Origin of the sequence: Streptomyces sp. ISL-43 (assembly GCF_018614195.1) — a bacterium.
Lineage (GTDB): Bacteria > Actinomycetota > Actinomycetes > Streptomycetales > Streptomycetaceae > Streptomyces.
Map to the genome: position 1 here is coordinate 92573 of NZ_JAGGOT010000002.1, position 20109 is coordinate 112681.

Genomic DNA, 20109 nt, shown 5'->3' on the forward strand with positions numbered 1-20109 from the left:
CACCATCGACCACACCGCCCCCGCCAACCCGACCGTCCGCTCCTCCCACTTCCCGCCGCCCGGCCCTGACGGCGCCGAGTGGAGCCTGAACCCCGCCAGCACCCCCGACCAGTGGATCGAAATCCTCGGCAACGGCACGGCTGCCGCGGACATCCGCGAGTACCAGTGGAGCCTGAACCACCCCACCTATGAGAACAAGGTGGGGCCGTGGCAGAACGACCTGGCCTCCATCAAGCTGCAGGTCGACACCGCCGGTCCGAACGTCCTGTACGTCCGGACGGTCAACAAGGCAGGCAACATCTCGGTGCCGACCGAGTACCTCTTCTACGTCCAGGCCCGCCCCGGCACCGACACCCCCGGTGACGTCACCGGTGACGGCTCGCCTGACCTGCTGGCCATCGACGCCGCCGGAAACCTGCGTACCTACGCGGGTGACAAGGTGGGTGACACCGACGCCTACATCCCGGGCGCCGTGGAGAACGGCAAGGTGGTCGCCCCCGGGTACTGGAAGGACCCGACGAGCGGCAAGGCCGCGCTGATCGGGCACGCCACCGACTGGCATCCGGGCGACGGTCTGACCGACCTCATCGCGGTGATGCCCGACGGGAAGATGTACATCTACCCGGGCACCGGCACCGGCCAGTTCGACGTCGGCCGCCGCCAGGAGATGCAGCTCCCGCTGTCCGCGCCCGATCCGGCCACGTTCCGGCAGATCGTGGTCACCGAGGACATCGACGGCGACGGACTCGGCGACCTGTTCGCCCTGGACGCCGATGGCTTCTGGGCGTTCTCCGGCTACACCGGATCCAGCTTCGCCTCCTACCGCAAGATGGCCACCGGCTGGGCCGCCCGCGACATCGTCGGCGTCCGCGACGTCTCCGGCGACAAGATCCCCGACCTCCTCTTCCGCGACAACGCCAACGCCAACCGCGGCCTGGCCCTGCGCAAGGGCAAGGCCGGCACCAACGGCGGAGCCGACCTCACCTCGCTCCAGTTCGCGGCGAACGCCGAAGGCTGCGTCGACTACACCTACGCCACCACCGGCTGGAGCAGGACCGACATCCCCAGGATCCTCGGTACCGCCGACGCGACCGGTGACGGGATCCCCGACATCTGGGGTGTGAACTCCGTGGGGTTCGAGTACCTCTTCGCCGGCGGCGCCACGACGGCCGGCGGCCCCACGGGCCGCGACGAGGACGGCTGGAACACCTTCCTCACCATCGGCTGACCCGCACACGGGAAAACCCGGAAACAGCGGCGCCCCGCCCCGGCCCACAGGCCGGAGCGGGGCGCCGCCCGCGTACCGCGCGGCGGACCAGGGCGGGTCCTACCGGCGCCTCATGTCGGCCACGCGGGCCCGTTCTCCCGCCTGCTGCTCGTGGAGGGCCGCCGCGGACGAACCGGCGCTGCGGAGCTGCGCCGTCGGGCCGCCCCGCCGCTGGACGGGCAGCGGGGACTCCCGGCGCGGACGGCGCCCTGCCATCCCCTCGCCGGAGCCGGAGCCGGCGCCGGAGGCACCCGTCCCGCCCGCCACGGTGATCTGTACGCCCTGGTCCGCCAGCGCCTGCAACTCCGTACCGGCCCGGTCGTCGTGCGGCGGCGGCTCGTCCGTCACCAGCCGCGTGATCACGTCCGTCGGCACGGTCTGGAACATGGTGTCCGTCCCGAGCTTCGTGTGGTCGGCCAGGACCACCACCTCCGCGGCCGCCTGTACCAGCGCCCGGTCCACGCTCGCGGAGAGCATGTTGGACGTGGACAGCCCGCGCTCGGCGGTGAGACCGCTGCCGGACAGGAAGGCCCGCGAGACCCGCAGCCCCTGGAGGGACTGCTCGGCACCGCTGCCGACCAGCGCGTAGTTGGACCCGCGCAGCGTTCCGCCGGTCATCACCACCTCCACCCGGTTCGCATGGGCCAGCGCCTGCGCGACGAGCAGCGAGTTGGTGACGACGGTGAGTCCGGGCACCCGGGCGAGCCGGCGGGCCAGCTCCTGGGTCGTGGTGCCGGCGCCGACGACGATGGCTTCGCCTTCTTCGACGAGACCGGCCGCGACATCGGCGATGGCGGTCTTCTCCGCCGTCGCGAGATGGGACTTTTGCGGAAAGCCGGACTCCCGCGTGAACCCGCCCGGCAATACCGCACCGCCGTGTCGGCGGTCGAGGAGTCCTTCTGCCTCCAGTGCCCGCACGTCCCGCCGTACGGTCACTTCGGAGGTCTGGACGACGCGGGCGAGCTCCCGGAGCGATACCGCTCCGTTGGCCCGCACCATTTCGAGGATCAATTGGCGACGTTCTGCAGCGAACACGAAACTGACAGTAACCCCAACGACCGTCTGCTTTCAGCTCTTTGCGCCGGAATTCCGAAGTTGTCCATACCGTGTGCCAACTAGTGGTATACGCGGTCGGCCCGTCGCGCACTTGCTCCACGACGGGCCGAAGGTCCGCTCCAAAACCCTTGCGCACAAGGGTCGTTATCGGTACTTACGCCTCGCCCGCGGCCTTCCGCGTGTGCAGCTGGCGGGCGACCTCCGCGATCGAACCCGACAGCGAGGGGTACACGGTGAACGCGTTTGCGATCTGCTCGACCGTCAAGTTGTTGTCCACGGCGATCGAGATCGGGTGGATGAGCTCGCTCGCGCGCGGCGAGACGACGACGCCGCCGACGACGATCCCGGTGCCGGGGCGGCAGAACATCTTCACGAAGCCGTCCCGGATGCCCTGCATCTTGGCGCGCGGGTTGCGCAGCAGGGGGAGCTTGACGACCCGGGCGTCGATCTTGCCGGAGTCCACGTCGGCCTGGGTGTAGCCGACGGTGGCGATCTCGGGGTCGGTGAAGACGTTCGAGGAGACCGTCTTCAGGTTCAGCGGGGCCACCGCGTCGCCGAGGAAGTGGTACATCGCGATGCGGCCCTGCATGGCGGCCACGGACGCCAGCGCGAAGATCCCGGTCACGTCGCCGGCCGCGTACACGCCGGGCGAGGAGGTACGGGAGACCTTGTCGGTCCAGATGTGCCCGGACTCCTTGAGCTTGACCCCGGACTCCTCCAGGTTCATGCCGGTGGTGTTGGGCACCGCGCCGACCGCCATCAGGCAGTGCGTGCCCGTGATGACCCGGCCGTCCGAGAGGGTGACCTCGACCCGGTCGCCCACCCGCTTGGCGGACTCGGCGCGGGAGCGCCCGATGACGTTCATGCCGCGGCGGCGGAAGACGTCCTCCAGTACGGCGGCGGCGTCCGGGTCCTCGCCGGGCAGCACCCGGTCGCGGGAGGACACGAGCGTCACCCGGGAGCCGAGGGCCTGGTACGCGCCGGCGAACTCGGCGCCGGTCACGCCGGAGCCGACCACGATGAGCTCCTCGGGGAGCTCTTCGAGGTCGTAGACCTGGGTCCAGTTCAGGATCCGCTCGCCGTCGGGCATCGCGTCGGGGATCTCGCGGGGGTGCCCGCCGGTCGCGATGAGCACGGCGTCGGCGGTCAGGATCGTCTCGCTGCCGTCGGCGGCGGTGACGATGACGTCCCGCGTGCCGTCGATGCCCTGCGGGCCGCCGAGCTTGCCGCGGCCCCGTACGACGCGGGCGCCGGCCCGGGTGACGGAGGCGGTGATGTCGTGCGACTGGGCGAGCGCGAGGCGCTTGACGCGCCGGTTCACCTTGCCGAGGTCCACGCCGACGACGCGCGCGGCGTGCTCGATGTGGGGGGTGTCGTCCGCGACGACGATCCCGAGCTCCTCGTACGACGAGTCGAAGGTCGTCATGACCTCGGCGGTCGCGATGAGGGTCTTGGAGGGTACGCAGTCGGTGAGCACCGACGCGCCGCCCAGACCGTCGCAGTCGACGACGGTCACCTCCGCGCCGAGCTGGGCCCCCACGAGGGCCGCCTCATACCCGCCTGGTCCGCCGCCGATGATCACGATCCGGGTCACGAAAACTCCGCCTCACGTCTACCCGGCCGGCTGCCGCCCCGGCCGGGGCTTCCGGGGGGTCTCCCCGGGGGATGCATTCCGTGCCCCATTGTCCCGCACGCATCAAGGTGCTTCACGCCCGGTCCGCCATCCGGGCGGGAGCCGGGGCAGGGCCCCTGGCCAAGGGCCGTGCGGGGTCGGGGAAAGGTCCGGGAACGCGGCCGGGGCCGCCCCTCCCGTACTCTCGACCCCATGTCGCTCTACGCCGCGTACGCCGGCAACCTCGACCCGCGGCTGATGACGCGCCGCGCTCCGCATTCGCCGCTGCGCGGCACGGGCTGGATCAACGACTGGCGGCTGACCTTCGGCGGCGAGCAGATGGGCTGGGAGGGCGCGCTGGCGACGATCGTCGAAGCGCCCCGCCACCAGGTCTTCGTCGCGCTGTACGACGTCGCTCCGCTGGACGAGGACTCCTTGGACCGGTGGGAGGGTGTCGGGCTCGACATCTACCGCCGCATGCGGGTGCGCGTGCACACGCTGGACGGCGAGGAGGCGGCCTGGATGTACGTCCTGAACGGCTACGAGGGCGGCCTGCCCTCCGCGCGCTACCTGGGCGAGCTCGCCGACGCGGCCGAGTCCGCGGGCGCCCCGCACGACTACGTGATGGAACTGCGCAAGCGGCCCTGCTAGCCGGCGCGCGTCCGGCCCCGCCGGCGGTCCCCCGGGCCGCGGCGCCCGGGCCCCCACGGCCATCCGGGACAATTCGTGGGAAACGACAAGGCAACGATCCGAACACCGTGAGCTGCGCCATCTACGCGCGTAGGCCATCACCGGCTACGCTCTTCTGCGTGAACGCATCTGTTACCGACCCCTTCGCCGCCGCCGACGCCGCAGCCGCCCGCCTCCGTGAGCTGACCGGCGCCGAGACCCACGATGTCGCCCTCGTGATGGGCTCCGGCTGGGCCCCCGCCGCAGAGGCGCTCGGTGCGCCCGAGGCCGAGTTCCCGGTCACCGACCTGCCCGGATTCCCGCCGCCCGCCGTCGAGGGCCACGGCGGCAAGATCCGCTCGTACAAGATCGGCGACAAGCGCGCGCTGCTCTTCCTCGGCCGGACCCACTACTACGAGGGCCGCGGCGTCGCCGCCGTCGCCCACGGCGTGCGCACCGCCGTCGCCGCCGGCTGCAAGACCGTCGTCCTGACCAACGGCTGCGGCGGTCTGCGCGAGGGCATGAAGCCCGGCCAGCCCGTCCTGATCAGCGACCACCTCAACCTGACGGCCACCTCGCCGATCGTCGGCGCGAACTTCGTGGACCTCACCGACCTGTACTCGCCGCGCCTGCGCGCGATGTGCAAGGAGATCGACGAGACCCTCGAAGAGGGCGTCTACGTGCAGTTCCCCGGCCCGCACTACGAGACCCCGGCCGAGATCAACATGATCCGCGTCATGGGCGCCGACCTGGTCGGCATGTCCACCGTGCTGGAGGCCATCGCCGCCCGTGAGGCCGGCGCCGAGGTGCTCGGCATCTCCCTGGTCACCAACCTGGCGGCGGGCATCTCCGGCGAGCCGCTGAACCACGAAGAGGTCCTCCAGGCCGGCCGCGACTCGGCCGCCCGCATGGGCACGCTGCTGACCCAGGTCCTCGCCCGGATCTGATCGAGCGACCCGACCGACCGACGAGAGGTAGTGCAGGACGTGCAGGACGATCTGATCGCACGGGCCCAGGCCTGGCTGGCCGAGGACCCGGACCCGGAGACGGCGGACGAGCTCGCGAAGCTCATCGGAGCCGGTGACACGACCGAGCTCGCGGACCGCTTCTCCGGCATGCTCCAGTTCGGCACCGCAGGGCTCCGCGGCGAGCTGGGCGCGGGCCCGATGCGGATGAACCGCAATGTGGTCATCCGGGCCGCGGCCGGCCTCGCGGCCTACCTCAAGGCCCAGGGGCACGCCGGCGGCCTGGTCGTCGTCGGCTACGACGCCCGCTACAAGTCGGCGGACTTCGCCCGCGACACCGCCGCCGTGATGATCGGTGCCGGGCTGCGCGCGGCCGTCCTGCCCCGCCCGCTGCCGACGCCCGTCCTCGCGTACGCCATACGGCATCTGGGTGCCGTCGCCGGCGTCGAGGTGACCGCGAGCCACAACCCGCCCCGGGACAACGGCTACAAGGTCTACCTCGGCGACGGTTCGCAGATCGTCTCCCCGGCGGACGCTCAGATCGCCGCGGAGATCGACGCGATCGCCGCGCTGGCCGACGTGCCGCGACCGGACAGCGGCTGGCAGGACCTCGGCGACGAGGTCCTGGAGGCCTACCTGGAGCGTACGGACGCCGTCCTGACCCCCGGTTCCCCCCGGGGCGTGCGGACCGTCTACACGGCCATGCACGGCGTCGGCAAGGATGTCGTCCTGGCCGCCTTCGCCCGCGCCGGCTTCCCCGCCCCGGTCCTCGTGGCCGAGCAGGCGGAGCCGGACCCGGCCTTCCCGACCGTGGCCTTCCCCAACCCGGAAGAGCCCGGCGCGATGGACCTGGCCTTCGCGACGGCCGCCCGGGCGAACCCGGACATCGTCATCGCGAACGACCCGGACGCCGACCGCTGCGCGGTGGCCGTCCCGGACGACGCGTCCGCCACCGGCTGGCGGATGCTGCGCGGCGACGAGGTCGGCGCGCTGCTCGCCGCCCACCTGGTGCACAAGGGCGCGCAGGGCGTCTTCGCGGAGTCCATCGTCTCCTCCAGCCTCCTGGGCCGGATCGCGGAGGCGGCGGGCGTCGGCTACGAGGAGACCCTCACCGGCTTCAAGTGGATCTCCCGGGTCGAGGGCCTGCGCTACGGGTACGAGGAGGCGCTCGGCTACTGCGTGGACCCCGAGGGCGTCCGCGACAAGGACGGCGTCACGGCCGCCCTGCTCGTCGCCGAACTGGCCTCGGAGCTCAAGGAGCAGGGCCGGACCCTGACCGACCTGCTGGACGACCTGGCGATGGCCCACGGGCTGCACGCCACGGACCAGCTGTCGGTCCGCGTGCAGGACCTGTCGGTCATCGCCTCGGCGATGGCGGCGCTGCGCGCGGAGCCCCCGGTCTCGCTGGCGGGCCTGCGGGTCGCCTCGGCGGAGGACCTGAACCAGGGCACGGCGACCCTCCCGCCCACGGACGGGCTGCGCTACTACCTGGAGGGCGACTACAAGGCCCGGGTGATCGTCCGCCCGTCCGGCACCGAGCCGAAGCTCAAGTGCTACCTGGAGGTCGTCGTCCCGGTGGCTGAGCCCTCCGACCTGCTCCCGGCCCGCGCCCGCGGCCAGGAGGTCCTCGACGCGATCAAGAAGGACCTCGCGGCGGCGGCGGGCATCTAGTGCTGTGGCTCATGTGAAAGGCCCCGGACCCATGGGTCCGGGGCCTTTCACGTCGCGGGCGGACGGCCGCCGCTCAGCTCTTCGTCGGTACGGGCGTGGGCGCTCCCGTCGTCGTCCCGGGCCGCACCACGTCGCCCAGCGTCGGGACCGCCTCCGGCCGCGAGCGGACGGCGTCGCTGCACTCCCAGGCCCTCGGCGGATCCGAGTCGGGCCCGCCCAGCACCACCGGCCCGGGCCCCGCGGACAGCGCGTCGCTCTCCGAGAGCGTGCACACGATCTGCGACAACGCCACCGGCGGCAGGTCCTCGGGCTTGCGGCTGAGCCGTACCGTGCCCGCCGGATCGCCCGGCCGCGGCGCCCCCGCCGTCAGCCCGGCCGGGACCTCGGTCGTGAAGCCCGCCTCCCGCTCCTCCGCCGACGGCTCGCGCTGCAGCGCCTCCAGCAGGGCCTGGCCCACCAGCACCACCGCGTCCCGGGACGGCTTCTTCTCCGGGATCGGCACCAGTCGCTCGACCCCCACCAGCTGGGCCCCGCAGACCATTTCCACCGTGGCCCGGATGCCCTGCACCCCGCTCGGCCCCGTCGGCGTCGACGGCGGTTTCTTGCACGACACCCGCGAGGGCGCCGCGCCCACGTCCACCGGAACGGTGGTCGCCCGGATCCCGCACCCCGGCAGGGCGCCCAGGGCGAACAGGCCAAGGGCCGCCAGTACGGCCGCGCTACGCCTCGTCACCGGCGATCACCTTCCCCACGTCCACCGGCAGCCGCAGTGTGAACAGCGCACCGCCCTCCGGCCCGTTCTCCGCGGTGATGTCCCCGCCGTGGATGTGCGCGTTCTCCATCGCGATGGACAGGCCCAGACCGCTGCCGTCCGACTTGGGCCGCGACGCGCTCGCCTTGTAGAACCGGTCGAAGACGTGCGGCAGCACGTCCTCGGGGATGCCCGGCCCGTTGTCCCGTACCGCCATGACCAGCCACTCCCCCTCCACCCGGATGGAGACGCGTACCGGCGACCCGCCGTGCTTGAGCGCGTTGCCGATCAGGTTGGCCAGGATCACGTCGAGGCGCCGGGGGTCGAGGCGCGCCACGATCCCGCGCTCCGCGTCGAGTTCGACCGCGTCGAGCCAAGCCCGCGCGTCGATGCACGCCGTCACCTGGTCGGCGACGTCCACGTCGTCCAGCACGAGGCGTGCCGTCCCCGCGTCGAAGCGGGTGACCTCCATCAGGTTCTCCACCAGGTTGTTCAGCCGCCTGGTCTCGCTGACGACCAGTGCCACCGCCGGTGCGATCATCGGATCGAGGTCGTCGACCTCTTCCTCCAGCACCTCGGCGACCGCCGTCAACGCCGTCAGCGGCGTGCGCAGTTCGTGGGACATGTCCGCGACGAACCGCCGGCTGGACTCCTCCCGCGCGCTCATGTCGGCGACCTTCTTCTCCAGCGCCTCCGCCGTCTTGTTGAAGGTGTGCGCCAGATCGGCGAGTTCGTCCGTCCCCGACACCTCGAGCCGGTGGTCCAGCTCCCCCTCGCCGAGCCGCCGAGCCGCGTCGCCGAGCCGCTGCACGGGCCGGAGCACCGTACGGGCCGCGGCCTGCGCGAGCAGCGCGGACCCGAGCAGCGCGAGCCCGGTGGCGATGGTCAGCGACCAGGCCAGGGCGTTGAGGTCGTCGCGCTCCTGGGCGAGGGACTTGTACATGTAGCCCGTCGGCCCGCCGCCCACGATCCGGGTGCCGCCGACCAGGTACGGGTTGCCGTGCGGCTTCGTCCGCTGCCAGTACATGTGGTACTCGGCGTCGTTGGCCGATGTCGTCTTCTGCCGGTCGTCGATCGCGTGCTGCAGCGACTTCGGTACGTCGGCCAGCGAGAAGGCGTCGGGGCCCGCCGCGCCGGCCACCTTGCGGCCGTCCTTCAGCTCGTCCACCAGCAGCACGCTGTAGCCGGGGCTGCTGCCCGCCATCATCTCGGCGGCGTGCTGCAGCTCGTCCTGCGTCGGGTCGGCGGGGAGCGCCGCGGCCCGGTTCTGCATCTCCTGCCGGAAGTCGCCGAGGGCGGCGTCCTGGGTCCGGGTCAGGACGGCCTCGCGGTTGAGCCAGTACGCGATCCCCGACGCGGAGACCGCGGCCGTCAGGGCGACCAGCGCGAACACGACGAGGAGCCGCAGCCGCAGGCTGGTCCAGCGCCGGCCCGCGAACAGGGCTTTGATCACTGAGGGGAGTCCAGTCGGTAGCCGACGCCCCGGACCGTACGGATCAGGGTGGGCGACGAGGGCACTTCCTCCACCTTGGCGCGCAGCCTCTGCACGCAGGCGTCCACCAGGCGCGAGTCGCCGAGGTAGTCGTGCTCCCAGACGAGCCTCAGCAATTGCTGGCGGGAGAGCGCCTGGCCGGGCCGGCGGCTGAGCTCCAGGAGCAGCCGCAGCTCGGTCGGGGTGAGTTGGAGGTCCTCGCCGTTCTTGGTCACCGTCATGGCGGACCGGTCGATGACCAGCGAGCCGAAGACGGCCGAGTCGGTGGACTCGCGCTCGCCACGGCGCAGCACGGCCCGGATGCGGGCGTCGAGCACCCGCCCCTGGACGGGCTTGACGACGTAGTCGTCGGCTCCCGACTCCAGGCCGACCACCACGTCGATGTCGTCGTTGCGCGCGGTCAGCAGGATGATCGGCAGCTGGTCGGTGCGGCGGATGCGCCGGCACACCTCGAAGCCGTCGATCCCGGGCAGCATCACGTCCAGCACGATGAGGTCCGGCCGCTGCTCGCGCAGCAGCTTCAGGCCGTCCTCGCCCGTCGCCGCGGTGGCCACACGGTGGCCCTGGCGGGACAGGGAGAGTTCGAGGGCCGTGCGGATGGCGTCGTCGTCCTCGATGAGCAACAGGAAGGGCACGGGCTCATTCTGTCCCATCGCCCAGCGGGACTTCGACCGCCCTGCGCCCCCAATCCCGAGCGGGGGTCCGGCGGGGTCCGGCGGGGAGGTCGCGGGGGCCCGGGGCGCGCCCCGGGCGGAAGCCTGTGACAGGCCTGTGACAGTCGAAGGACACCCCGGTTATGTCGGGCAGGCAGTCTTCTAGCAACGAACAGACAGACTCCACGACGGGGGGCGCGAGATGAGCACGCTGCACAGCACCACGACCAGCGCGGTTGTCACGCGGCTGCACGATGTGAACCGCCGGACGGCCGTCCGTACGACGACGGCCCCGTCCCGGCGGCCGGCGCACGTGGTGGCCATCGACGCGAAGACCTACGAGCGCCCCTCCGTTCCCACGCAGCGCACGGCGAACCCGTCCTGCGACTCCGAGGCCGAGTTCACGGCGTACGTCCAGGAGCGCCGGGCCGCCCTCTACGCGACGGCCTTCCACCTCACCGGCGACCGCTACGAGGCCGAGGACCTGCTGCAGACCGCGCTGTTCTCCACGTACCGCGCCTGGGACCGCATCAGCGACAAGGCCGCCGTCGGCGGCTACCTGCGGCGCACCATGACGAACCTGCACATCAGCGCCTGGCGTCGGCGCAAGCTGAACGAGTACCCGACGGAAGAGCTGCCGGAGACGGCCTCGGACACGGACGCGATGGGCGGTACGGAGCTGCGCGCGGTGCTGTGGCAGGCGCTCACCCGCATCCCGGAACCGCAGCGCACGATGCTGGTCCTGCGCTACTACGAGGGCCGCACGGACCCGGAGATCGCGGAGATCCTGGGCATCAGCGTCGGCACGGTGAAGTCGAGCATCTGGCGCTCGCTGCGCCGGATGCGCGAGGACGACGCCCTGAGCTTCGGCCGCAACGAGTCGGAGTCCTTCGAGGACCTCGTCGCGTAGTCCCTGCCGGGGCGCGAGCACACGGATCGAACAGACCAAGGGGCCAGGGGGCCCGTCCTACGGGGGTGGGACGGGGGTCACGGGGGCGAAAGGCGGGATCAAGCGGCCGGGGGTCCGCTTGATCCCGCCTTTTGGCGTGCTCCACGTCGTCCGGGGCGCCTGCCGGGGCCCGAAACGGCCTACCGCAGGGTGGTGGCGGCGGCCCGGTGCCGGCCGGCCGCCGCGGCGGCGAGCCGCCCGAGGGCCTCGTCACGGCCACACGCGTGTGCGCCCAGCGCGGTGTGGCGGGCCACGATGCCCCGCTCGGCGCGCATCAGCCGCCATCCCCGCCGCAGCAGGAAGAGCACCGACTTGCGGCCCTCGCGCAGGTCGCGGGCGAGACGGCGGCGGAAGGTGGTGCTCGGCCGCCCGCGCAGGCAGATCGCGTCCGCCAGCAGCCCCAGCTCCTGACACCGCTCCGCGACGTCCGCCGCGAAGATCCCCTCGGCTATGAACAGCGGCGTCCGGGAGATGTCCAGCGCCTCCGTCCCGGTCCGCGAGGACGTGGCGATGTCGTAGACGGGAACCTCGGTCCGGCCGGCGGCGCAGAGCTGCGCGATCGCGGCCACGGCCGACTCCGCGTCCCAGGACAGCGGGGAGTCCCAGTCGATGTCGGCACTTCCCTCGACCAGCGGAAGGGAGGGGTCGTCGCCGTCCTTGTAGAAGTCGTCCAGTCGCAGCACGGGCAGCCCGGAACGGGCCGCCAGCGACGACTTGCCGGACCCCGAGGGTCCGGTCAGCAGCACGACACGCGTAGGCAAAGGAGAGGAACAGCTCACAGGACATCAGTGTGAACCATTACCTCGCGTAGGGGACCTACCCAGAGGCCCGTTGGTATCCAGGATCACACCTCCACTACGCTGCGTGCGCACGCGACTACGACCACAGGCGGGAATCCATGGCACGTCACGCAGCCCCCAAAGCACCCCACCCCAAGGCGCTGCGCACCGCAGGCCTGACGCTCTCGATGGCGGGCGCCGCGCTCGCGATGGCCGCCGGCGGCGCCCAGGCCGGTGAGCTGTCGGTTCCGGCGGCCCTGGCCGGGGTGGCCGATCCGATCGCGAACCTCAAGGTGAATCCGCTGGCCAACACCGGTGTGGACCCGCTGGACAACGGCATCGCCACGAAGGTCGCGGACTTCCCGTCGGTCGGCACGGGCATGCTCACGGGCAGCCTGACCCGCGGCTCGTCGATCGGCGAGCTGCCCACCGCGGCGGCGTCCTCGCTGCTCGGTCCGCTGCTGCCGGGCGGCGTGAAGTAGCGCGGGGGGCGTTCAGGGCACGAAGCGGCCCCGGCAGCGCGGGGGACACTGCCGGGGCCGGTCTTCGGAAGGGCTGGGCCTCGTACGGGTCTAGTACGAGGACCCGCCCGCGCCCAGCGACCCGGTCGGGTGCCAGACGGTCTTGGTCTCCAGGAAGGGCGTCATGCGCGCCGTGCCCGGGTCGGCGCTCCAGTCGTCCACAGGCTGTGGACGCAGGACGCGCTTGAGGTTGTCCGCCGCCGCGATCTCCAGCTCCTTGGCCAGCGCCACGTCGGCGCCCGCCAGGTCGATCGCGTTGACGTCCTGGTGGGACGCCAGGTGCGGGCCCATCTCGGCGGCCTTGCCGGACAGGATGTTGATCACGCCGCCGGGCAGGTCGGAGGTGGCCAGCACCTCGCCGAGGGAGAGCGCCGGGAGCGGCGCCTTCTCGGAGGCGATCACGACCACCGTGTTGCCGGTGGCGATCACCGGGGCGATCACCGAGACCAGGCCGAGGAACGAGGAGTCCTGCGGGGCGACGACCGTGACGACACCGGTCGGCTCGGGGGTGGAGAGGTTGAAGAACGGGCCCGCGACCGGGTTGGCCCCGCCCACGATCTGGCCGATCTTGTCGGTCCAGCCCGCGTACCAGACCCAGCGGTCGATCGCCGCGTCGACGATCGCGGCGGCCTTGGACTTCGACAGGCCTTCCGCCTCGCCGACCTCGCGGACGAACTGGTCGCGGCGGCCCTCCAGCATCTCGGCGACGCGGTAGAGGATCTGGCCGCGGTTGTACGCCGTCGCGCCCGACCAGCCGCCGAAGGCCTTGCGGGCCGCGACGACCGCGTCACGGGCGTCCTTGCGGGAGGACAGCGGGGCGTTGGCCAGCCACTTGCCCTTCGAGTCACTCACCTCGTACACCCGGCCGCTCTCGGAGCGGGGGAACTTGCCCCCGACGTACAGCTTGTAGGTCTTGAAGACGCTCAGACGCGTCGAAGGAGACTCAACGGTTCCCATTAGCGCTCACCCTTCGGGTTCGACGGGGCGAGGTAGCCCTCCAGGCCGTGACGGCCGCCTTCGCGCCCGAAGCCCGATTCCTTGTAGCCGCCGAAGGGCGAGGCCGGGTCGAACTTGTTGAACGTGTTGGCCCAGACGACACCGGCGCGGAGCTTGTTCGCGACCGCGAGGATGCGCGAGCCCTTCTCCGTCCAGATGCCGGCGGACAGGCCGTACTGGCTGTTGTTGGCCTTGGCGACGGCCTCGTCGGGCGTACGGAAGGTCAGCACGGACAGCACCGGGCCGAAGATCTCGTCGCGGGCGACGGTGTGCGCCTGCGAGACGTTCGTGAAGAGCGTCGGGGCGAACCAGTAGCCGGAGGACGGCAGGTCGCAGGGCGCGGTCCAGCGCTCGGCGCCCTCGGCCTCGCCGGTCGCCGCGAGCGCGGTGATCCGGGCGAGCTGCTCGGCGGAGTTGATCGCGCCGATGTCGGTGTTCTTGTCGAGCGGATCGCCCAGGCGCAGCGTGGACAGGCGGCGCTTGAGCGAGCCGATCAGCTCGTCGTGGACCGATTCCTGGACCAGGAGTCGCGAGCCCGCGCAGCAGACCTGGCCCTGGTTGAAGAAGATGCCGCTGACGATGCCTTCGACGGCCTGGTCGAGGGGGGCGTCGTCGAAGACGATGTTGGCGCCCTTGCCGCCCAGCTCCAGGGTGACCTTCTTGTCGGTACCGGCGACCTGGCGCGCGATGGCCTTGCCGACGGCGGTGGAGCCGGTGAAGGCGACCTTGTTCACGTCCGGGTGCTCGACGAGGGCCGCGCCCGCGTCTCCGTACCCGGTGAGGATGTTGACGACGCCCTTGGGGAGGCCCGCCTGGCGGCAGATGTCCGCGAAGAAGAGCGCGGACAGCGGGGTCGTCTCGGCCGGCTTCAGCACGACCGTGTTGCCGGTGGCGAGCGCCGGGGCGATCTTCCACGCGAGCATCATCAGCGGGAAGTTCCAGGGGATGACCTGGGCGGCCACGCCGAGGGGGCGCGGGTTCGCGCCGTAGCCGGCGTGGTCGAGCTTGTCGGCCCAGCCCGCGTAGTAGAAGAAGTGCGCGGCGACGAGCGGGAGGTCCGCGTCGCGGGTCTCCCGGATCGGCTTGCCGTTGTCGAGGGTCTCCAGGACGGCCAGCTCACGGCTGCGCTCCTGGATGATCCGGGCGATGCGGAAGAGGTACTTGGCGCGCTCGGAGCCGGGCAGCGCGGACCACTTCTCGAAGGCCTTGCGGGCGGCCTTGACGGCGCGGTCCACATCGGCGGCGCCGGCCTGCGCGATCTCGGCGAGGACCTCCTCGGAGGCCGGGGAGACGGTCTTGAATACCTTGCCGTCCGCCGCTTCGGTGAACTCGCCGTCGATGAACAGCCCGTAGGAGGGGGCGATGTCGACGACGGAACGCGACTCCAGGGCGGGCGCGTACTCGAATACAGATGCCATGGTGATCAGTCCACCGTCACGTAGTCGGGACCGGAGTAGCGGCCGGTGCTCAGCTTCTGGCGCTGCATCAACAGGTCGTTGAGCAGGCTGGAGGCTCCGAAGCGGAACCAGTGGTTGCTCAGCCAGTCCTCGCCCGCGGTCTCGTTGACCAGGACCAGGAACTTGATCGCGTCCTTGGTGGTCCGGATGCCGCCCGCCGGCTTCACGCCGATCTGGATTCCAGTCTGCGCCTTGAAGTCGCGGACGGCTTCGAGCATGAGGAGCGTGTTCGCGGGGGTCGCGTTGACGCCGACCTTGCCGGTGGACGTCTTGATGAAGTCGGCCCCGGCCATCATGCCGATCCAGGAGGCGCGGCGGATGTTGTCGTACGTGGACAGCTCGCCGGTCTCGAAGATCACCTTGAGGCGGGCCGCGCTGCCGTCGGGGCGGACGCAGGCCTCCTTGACCGAGCGGATCAGCTCGTAGGTGTCGAGGTAGCGGCCGGCGAGGAAGGCGCCACGGTCGATGACCATGTCGATCTCGTCGGCGCCGGCCGCCACGGCGTCGGCCGTGTCGGCGAGCTTGACGGGCAGGGCCGCGCGGCCGGCCGGGAAGGCGGTGGCGACGGAGGCGACCTTGACGTCGGCGCCGTTCAGGGCGGCCTTGGCGGTGGCCACCATGTCCGGGTACACGCAGACGGCGGCCGTCATGGGCGTGGTGCGGTCGGTCGGATCGGGGTGCACGGCCTTGGCGGAGAGCGCCCGGACCTTGCCCGGGGTATCCGCGCCTTCCAGCGTCGTCAGGTCGATCATCGAGATGGCGAGGTCGATGGCGTACGCCTTGGCCGTCGTCTTGATCGAGCGGGTGCCGAGGGAGGCCGCGCGGGCCTCCAGGCCGACAGCGTCGACGCCGGGCAGCCCGTGCAGGAAGCGGCGCAGCGCACTGTCGGACGTCGTCACGTCAGCGAATGCGGTGAGGGTGGTGGGCATGGTCACCACATGAGCATATCTACGCGCGTAGCGGCCTGTCACCCCCCCTACCCGAATCCACCGAAATCACAGGGGGTGGGAGAAGGCGTCGGTGCTGGTGGGCGCTGTTACCTGACCATGACAGGAATCCCACGTTCCGGCCGATCATGATCCGTAGATTTCTCATCAGCAGCCCCGCAGACCTGACCGGACGAAACCCCGACAGCGACATCGCGGCATGCGGCTCTCCTCCCCTTCCGAGACAATGCTCCAAGGAGTCGTTATGCGTACCGCCCTCCGTACCTCGATCGCCACCGCCGCCCTCGCCGGGGCGCTCCTGGCGCCTGCCGCGACCGCGTTCGCCGCACCCGCCGCCGCTTCCTCCGTGCCGGCCGTGACGTCCGTGTCGGCGTCCGCGAACACGTCGGACAACGACCGCTACGACGGTGAGACCGTCCTCGTCGGCGAGGGCCGGATCGCGGTGCTGCGCAACAAGTCCGAGGGCCCCGAGGCCTGGATCCGCGCCGTCGCCGCGGACTGGAAGCCCGGCGACGGCTGGGCGGGCCGCGTGCTCGCGAAGCTGGACCTCGCGCACCCCCGCGCCGTCGTCGAGGGCGTCCAGTACGACCTGAAGAAGGTCGAGGTCGGACCGGACAAGGACCGCTACCTCCTCAACGTCTACGTGCTGGGCGAGGGCGCCTCGAACGGCTGGTACCTGCTGCCGAAGGCCGCGCCGGCCACCAAGCCGTCCGCCAAGCCCTCCGCGAAGCCGAGCGTCGCGCCCTCCGCCAAGCCCTCCGCCAAGCCCTCCGCCAAGCCGAGCGCCGCGCCCACCGCCGACGTGAAGCCGCAGACGGCCGTCGTCCCCAAGGGCCCGGTCGCCGCGGGCGCCGAGCTCGCCGGCGAGGAGACCGCCGACACCACCGCCACCACCGCGGCCGCCGGCGCCGGGCTCGTCGCGATATTCGCCGGGCTCGGTACGGCCCTGATGGTCCGCGCCCGCCGCGCCCGCGACCACGGCTGATCCCCGCCCTGCGGGCAGCGAACGCGGGGGGCGCAGTGGGCTCCCGGGCTCTCCCGACTCCCCGTCCGTCCCGTTTCCTTCGGCGGGCCACCTTCGCGGTGGCCCGCCGAAGGCCGTCCCCGTCCCGTCCCGTCCCCGTCCCCGTCCCCGGAGCATCCACATGGCCCACCGCGTACGCCGCCCCCTGCTCGCCGCCGCCCTCCTCGGCCCGCTCGCCCTGGCGTCCCTGACCGGCTGCGGCGGCGCCGCCCCCGAGGCCGCCGCGCCGCCGTACGTCGCCGAGACCTCCGCCGCCCCGGCCCCGGCAACCGCTTCGGCGCCGGCCGCCGCCACGCCCGTAGCGCCCCTGCCCGCCTCGGAGCCGGTCCGCGTACGGATCGCCTCGGCCGGCGTGGACGCCTCCCCGGTGCTGAAGCTGGGGCTGGCAGCCGACGGCTCGGTGCAGGTGCCCTCCGTGGCGGACGGGGACAAGATCGGCTGGTACGACAAAGGCGTCACGCCCGGCGAGACCGGTCCGGCCGTGCTGATCGGCCACTTCGACACCGCTCGCGGCCCGGCCGTCCTGCGCGACGTCTCCCGCGTCCACACAGGCGACCAGATCACGGTGACCCGCGCGGACGGCACCGACGCGGTCTTCCGGGTGCGCGAGCTGGAGCAGGTCGACAAGGGGCACTTCCCCACCGCGAAGGTGTACGGGGACACCGCGCGCCCCGAGCTGCGCGTGATCACCTGCGGCGGCGAGATCGCGGACGGCCACCGCCCCGACAACATCATCTTGTATGCCGATCTCGTGGGCTGATCCACCCGACTCGGCACAGTGAGGCAGAATCGGCGCATGAGCAGCGAGCAGCCCACTGACGAGCCGGCGTACGCAGACCGTGTCTACCGCTCACCCATGGCCACCGTCACGGGCGTGCTGATGCTCGCACTGCTCGCGTGGCTGTGCGGGGACGCCGTCGTACGCGGCGGCGGGAACGCTCCGTGGATCGGCCTCGCCGCCGCGCTGTTCCTGGTACCGCTCGTCGTGGCGTTCACGATCCGGCCGGCCGTCTTCGCCAACGCCGACCGGTTGCGCGTGCGGAACCCGTTCCGGGTCATCGAGCTTCCCTGGGGCGCCGTCGACTCCGTGCGCGCCACGTTCTCGACCGAGGTGCGGGCTGAGGGCGCGAAGTACCAGCTGTGGTCGGTGCCCGTCTCCCTGCGGGATCGCAAGCGGGCGAACCGGGCCCAGCAGGGCCGGCCCAGCAGGCTCGGCGGGCTCCTGGGCCGGAGCATGACCGCGCCCGGGCAGGGCGGGACGCAGCCGGACGAGGTGCGCCGGGCCGCGGCGGACCAGACCGTGGACGAACTGCGCGAACTGCGCGAGCGCGGGGCCTCGCGGGCCGGCGCCCAGGGCAGCGTGAAGGTCACCTGGTCCTACGAGATCATCGCGCCCGCCGTGGTCGGCGCGCTGATCCTGATCGTGCTGCTCGCCACGGGCTGACCGGCGCTTTCCCCGGAACCACGGGCACCGCACGGCGCGTCCCCACAGGTGTGCACCGTCTCAAGGGCAGCGGCAACGCCGCTCATCTCCTGCGGATCCGGCTTCTCGCCAGGGTCCTGCTGGCCGCTCACCTCCTCCTCGTCGGCTGGCTGATGCTGCGCCCACTGGACGTGCCCTGGGCGGCCGCGGCCAATCTGACTCCGCTGGAGGGGATCCGGGCGGACCTCTCCGCCGGACCCCTGGAAGCCGCCCGGCGGATCGGCGGGGGGCTGGCCCTGCTGGCCCCGCTCGGGGTGCTGCTGCCGCTGATCGGCGGACGGTTGGAACTGTCGCCGCTGGCCGCCTGGTCCTCTTTGGCCCGGACCGCCGCCGTGGGCGCGCTGGTGTCGGTCGGCGTGGAGATGTTCCAGACCGCGGTCCCGGGGCAGGTGGTCGACGTGGATTCGGTGCTGCTGAACACCCTCGGCGTGATGCTCGCGCACGTGACCGTCGTACCGGCGCTGCGGGGCCGGCTGCGGCGGTCCCAGGCGGCTTCCGCTTCCGCGAGGGGCGCCGGGACCGCTTCCCCCGGCGGTTCCCAGGTCGGCTCTCAGGTCGGTTCTCAGGGGGCGACCCCGAGAATTCCCAGGGTCGGGCTCGGCCCCTGGACCGACGTTCTCTCCGCGATTCAGCGGGAGTATTGAGACATCGCGGGAAAACTTCCCGCGACAAAGACTGAGGAGAGACCATGAGCGCCCTTGCCCGCCCCCGTGACGGACGATGGATCGGCGGAGTCTGTGCCGGTCTGGCGCGTCGATTCGGAATATCCGCGAACACGATGCGCGCCATCTTCGTCGTCTCGTGCCTGCTCCCCGGACCGCAGTTCCTGATCTACCTGGCGCTGTGGGTGCTCCTGCCGAACGACAAGACGAGCGCGTCCGGCACCGCCGGCTGGTAGTCGGACGGGCACGGCGTTCGGCGGGGTCCACGTTCGGCGGGGTCCACGTTCAGCGGGCGGCGCGGACCTTCTGGAGCTGCTTGTCCGTGACCTCGTGCGGGACCTGGGGCGTCTGCCGGCTGCCCGTCACGTTGAGGGCCATGAGGCGCACGACGGAATCGCCCTGGCGTACGACGACCAGGTGCACCTGTGCGGTGACACCTTCGGCGGACGCCGTGGTGGTCCAGCTGACGCTTTCGTCGCCGTCCGTCTTGTAGTCGGCCGCCTTCACGTCGCGGTAGATGCCGCTCTGCTTCTCGACGGTGGCGGTGAAGCCCATGCCGCAGACGGCGACGGCGTCCCTGAGCCGGTTGATCAGCGCCTTGGCGTCGGACTCGGCGTAGGAGCTGACGGAAGCGGAGACGGCGAGGCCCATCTGCTTCTGGGAGCCGACGCCCCGGTTGACCGTCTCGCGCGCCGCCGGGTCGGGCTCATCCCCCATGACGTCGGCGAGCGGCTGGCAGGCCTTGCGGTCGGACTGGGGCTGGCCGTCGGGAGCGGCGGGGTTCTTGCCGTCCGCGGAGATCTGATAGCCCGCCAGGTCGCCCTGTTCCAGGGCGGAGCGCTCCAGCCTGCTGCCGGCCCGCTTGGGCGCGGCGGAGGACCCCGGGGATCCGGGGGAGCCCGCCGCTCCCGAGGAGCCGGCCGACGCGGTCTGGCCGGGTGCGCTCGCGGAGCCCTTCGGGTCCGGGGACTTGCCGGGCGCGGGGGTGTGCGTACTGCTGCAGCCCACTGCCGCGAACAGCAGGGCGGGGAGCAGCGCGGCCGTGGCCGTTCGTGTCTTCATGCGCATGATCGAGACCTCATACCCCATGAGTCGGCGGGCAGTTGGCGGTGATCCTGGCACATGCCGCGACGCGGCACACACCTGCTCGAAGAG

General features: G+C 71.9%; 21 protein-coding genes. 11 read left to right on the forward strand and 10 right to left on the reverse strand.

The window, feature by feature from the left end:
- A partial coding sequence (locus J7F03_RS01055) for an FG-GAP-like repeat-containing protein (RefSeq protein WP_214946702.1) occupies window positions 1-1228 on the forward strand: 1228 nt, incomplete at its 5' end.
- Between the two features lie 99 nt (window positions 1229-1327).
- On the opposite strand, the gene J7F03_RS01060 is transcribed toward J7F03_RS01055, so the two are convergent.
- Together J7F03_RS01060 and J7F03_RS01065 are read right to left on the reverse strand one after the other, a co-directional pair.
- A complete protein-coding gene (locus J7F03_RS01060) occupies window positions 1328-2266 on the reverse strand; it encodes a DeoR/GlpR family DNA-binding transcription regulator (RefSeq protein WP_251071264.1) in 939 nt (312 codons plus the stop codon).
- Between the two features lie 211 nt (window positions 2267-2477).
- A complete protein-coding gene (locus tag J7F03_RS01065) occupies window positions 2478-3917 on the reverse strand; it encodes an NAD(P)H-quinone dehydrogenase (protein WP_214946704.1) in 1440 nt (479 codons plus the stop codon).
- Window positions 3918-4148: 231 nt separating this feature from the next.
- Between J7F03_RS01065 and J7F03_RS01070 the strand changes: the two genes are divergently transcribed.
- The 3 genes from J7F03_RS01070 (at window position 4149) to J7F03_RS01080 (ending at window position 7240) form a co-directional block, all read left to right on the forward strand.
- Window positions 4149-4586 (forward strand): gamma-glutamylcyclotransferase, encoded by a 438-nt coding sequence (locus J7F03_RS01070; protein ID WP_214946705.1) that lies wholly within the window; start codon window positions 4149-4151, stop codon window positions 4584-4586.
- 158 nt (window positions 4587-4744) lie between these two features.
- Window positions 4745-5551 (forward strand): purine-nucleoside phosphorylase, encoded by an 807-nt coding sequence (locus tag J7F03_RS01075; protein WP_214946706.1) that lies wholly within the window; start codon window positions 4745-4747, stop codon window positions 5549-5551.
- Window positions 5552-5590: 39 nt separating this feature from the next.
- Complete coding sequence (locus tag J7F03_RS01080) at window positions 5591-7240, forward strand: phospho-sugar mutase (protein WP_214946707.1); 1650 nt, start codon at window positions 5591-5593, stop codon at window positions 7238-7240.
- A gap of 73 nt (window positions 7241-7313) precedes the next feature.
- Here J7F03_RS01080 and J7F03_RS01085 read toward each other — a convergent pair whose 3' ends face one another.
- Genes J7F03_RS01085 through afsQ1 form a run of 3 tightly spaced genes read right to left on the reverse strand, consistent with a single transcriptional unit; the run spans window position 7314 to window position 10118 of the window.
- Window positions 7314-7973, reverse strand: a complete 660-nt coding sequence (locus J7F03_RS01085; protein ID WP_308378887.1) for a hypothetical protein — start codon at window positions 7971-7973, stop codon at window positions 7314-7316.
- Window positions 7960-9543, reverse strand: a complete 1584-nt coding sequence (locus tag J7F03_RS01090; RefSeq protein WP_374104255.1) for an ATP-binding protein — start codon at window positions 9541-9543, stop codon at window positions 7960-7962. The genes J7F03_RS01085 and J7F03_RS01090 overlap by 14 nt, the downstream gene beginning before the upstream one ends.
- Complete coding sequence (gene afsQ1, locus J7F03_RS01095) at window positions 9441-10118, reverse strand: response regulator transcription factor (RefSeq protein ID WP_204358054.1); 678 nt, start codon at window positions 10116-10118, stop codon at window positions 9441-9443. The genes J7F03_RS01090 and afsQ1 overlap by 103 nt, the downstream gene beginning before the upstream one ends.
- A gap of 220 nt (window positions 10119-10338) precedes the next feature.
- Here afsQ1 and J7F03_RS01100 point away from each other — a divergent pair, with 220 nt between their 5' ends.
- Window positions 10339-11046: a SigE family RNA polymerase sigma factor gene (locus J7F03_RS01100; protein WP_214946709.1), complete on the forward strand. Its 708-nt coding sequence runs from the start codon at window positions 10339-10341 to the stop codon at window positions 11044-11046.
- 179 nt (window positions 11047-11225) lie between these two features.
- Here the strand turns inward: J7F03_RS01100 and J7F03_RS01105 are convergent, their stop codons facing one another.
- Window positions 11226-11864, reverse strand: a complete 639-nt coding sequence (locus J7F03_RS01105; protein ID WP_308378889.1) for a hypothetical protein — start codon at window positions 11862-11864, stop codon at window positions 11226-11228.
- A gap of 119 nt (window positions 11865-11983) precedes the next feature.
- On the opposite strand from J7F03_RS01105, the gene J7F03_RS01110 reads away from it, so the two are divergent.
- Window positions 11984-12346: a hypothetical protein gene (locus tag J7F03_RS01110; protein ID WP_214946711.1), complete on the forward strand. Its 363-nt coding sequence runs from the start codon at window positions 11984-11986 to the stop codon at window positions 12344-12346.
- 90 nt (window positions 12347-12436) lie between these two features.
- On the opposite strand, the gene J7F03_RS01115 is transcribed toward J7F03_RS01110, so the two are convergent.
- From J7F03_RS01115 to deoC, 3 genes are read right to left on the reverse strand one after another with little or no spacing between them, the layout of a single operon-like run.
- A complete protein-coding gene (locus J7F03_RS01115) occupies window positions 12437-13342 on the reverse strand; it encodes an aldehyde dehydrogenase family protein (protein WP_214946712.1) in 906 nt (301 codons plus the stop codon).
- Window positions 13342-14799 (reverse strand): aldehyde dehydrogenase family protein, encoded by a 1458-nt coding sequence (locus J7F03_RS01120; RefSeq protein WP_214946713.1) that lies wholly within the window; start codon window positions 14797-14799, stop codon window positions 13342-13344. The genes J7F03_RS01115 and J7F03_RS01120 overlap by 1 nt, the downstream gene beginning before the upstream one ends.
- A 5-nt stretch (window positions 14800-14804) precedes the next feature.
- Complete coding sequence (gene deoC / locus J7F03_RS01125; protein ID WP_214946974.1) at window positions 14805-15767, reverse strand: deoxyribose-phosphate aldolase; 963 nt, start codon at window positions 15765-15767, stop codon at window positions 14805-14807.
- 262 nt (window positions 15768-16029) lie between these two features.
- On the opposite strand from deoC, the gene J7F03_RS01130 reads away from it, so the two are divergent.
- From J7F03_RS01130 to J7F03_RS01150, 5 genes are all read left to right on the forward strand, one after another.
- Window positions 16030-16770 carry a PT domain-containing protein gene (locus J7F03_RS01130; protein WP_214946714.1) on the forward strand — a complete coding sequence of 247 codons (741 nt, stop codon included), beginning with the start codon at window positions 16030-16032 and terminating at the stop codon, window positions 16768-16770.
- Between the two features lie 160 nt (window positions 16771-16930).
- Window positions 16931-17569, forward strand: coding sequence for a class F sortase (locus J7F03_RS01135; protein ID WP_214946715.1), 639 nt, complete (start codon window positions 16931-16933; stop codon window positions 17567-17569).
- A 36-nt stretch (window positions 17570-17605) separates the two neighbouring features.
- On the forward strand, window positions 17606-18253 hold the full coding sequence (locus J7F03_RS01140) for a PH domain-containing protein (RefSeq protein WP_214946716.1): 648 nt from the start codon (window positions 17606-17608) through the stop codon (window positions 18251-18253).
- A 50-nt stretch (window positions 18254-18303) separates the two neighbouring features.
- Complete coding sequence (locus J7F03_RS01145; protein WP_214946717.1) at window positions 18304-18936, forward strand: VanZ family protein; 633 nt, start codon at window positions 18304-18306, stop codon at window positions 18934-18936.
- A gap of 44 nt (window positions 18937-18980) precedes the next feature.
- Window positions 18981-19190, forward strand: a complete 210-nt coding sequence (locus J7F03_RS01150; protein WP_214946718.1) for a PspC domain-containing protein — start codon at window positions 18981-18983, stop codon at window positions 19188-19190.
- Between the two features lie 49 nt (window positions 19191-19239).
- Here the strand turns inward: J7F03_RS01150 and J7F03_RS01155 are convergent, their stop codons facing one another.
- A complete protein-coding gene (locus J7F03_RS01155; RefSeq protein WP_251071232.1) occupies window positions 19240-20016 on the reverse strand; it encodes a hypothetical protein in 777 nt (258 codons plus the stop codon).
- Window positions 20017-20109 lie beyond the last annotated feature (93 nt).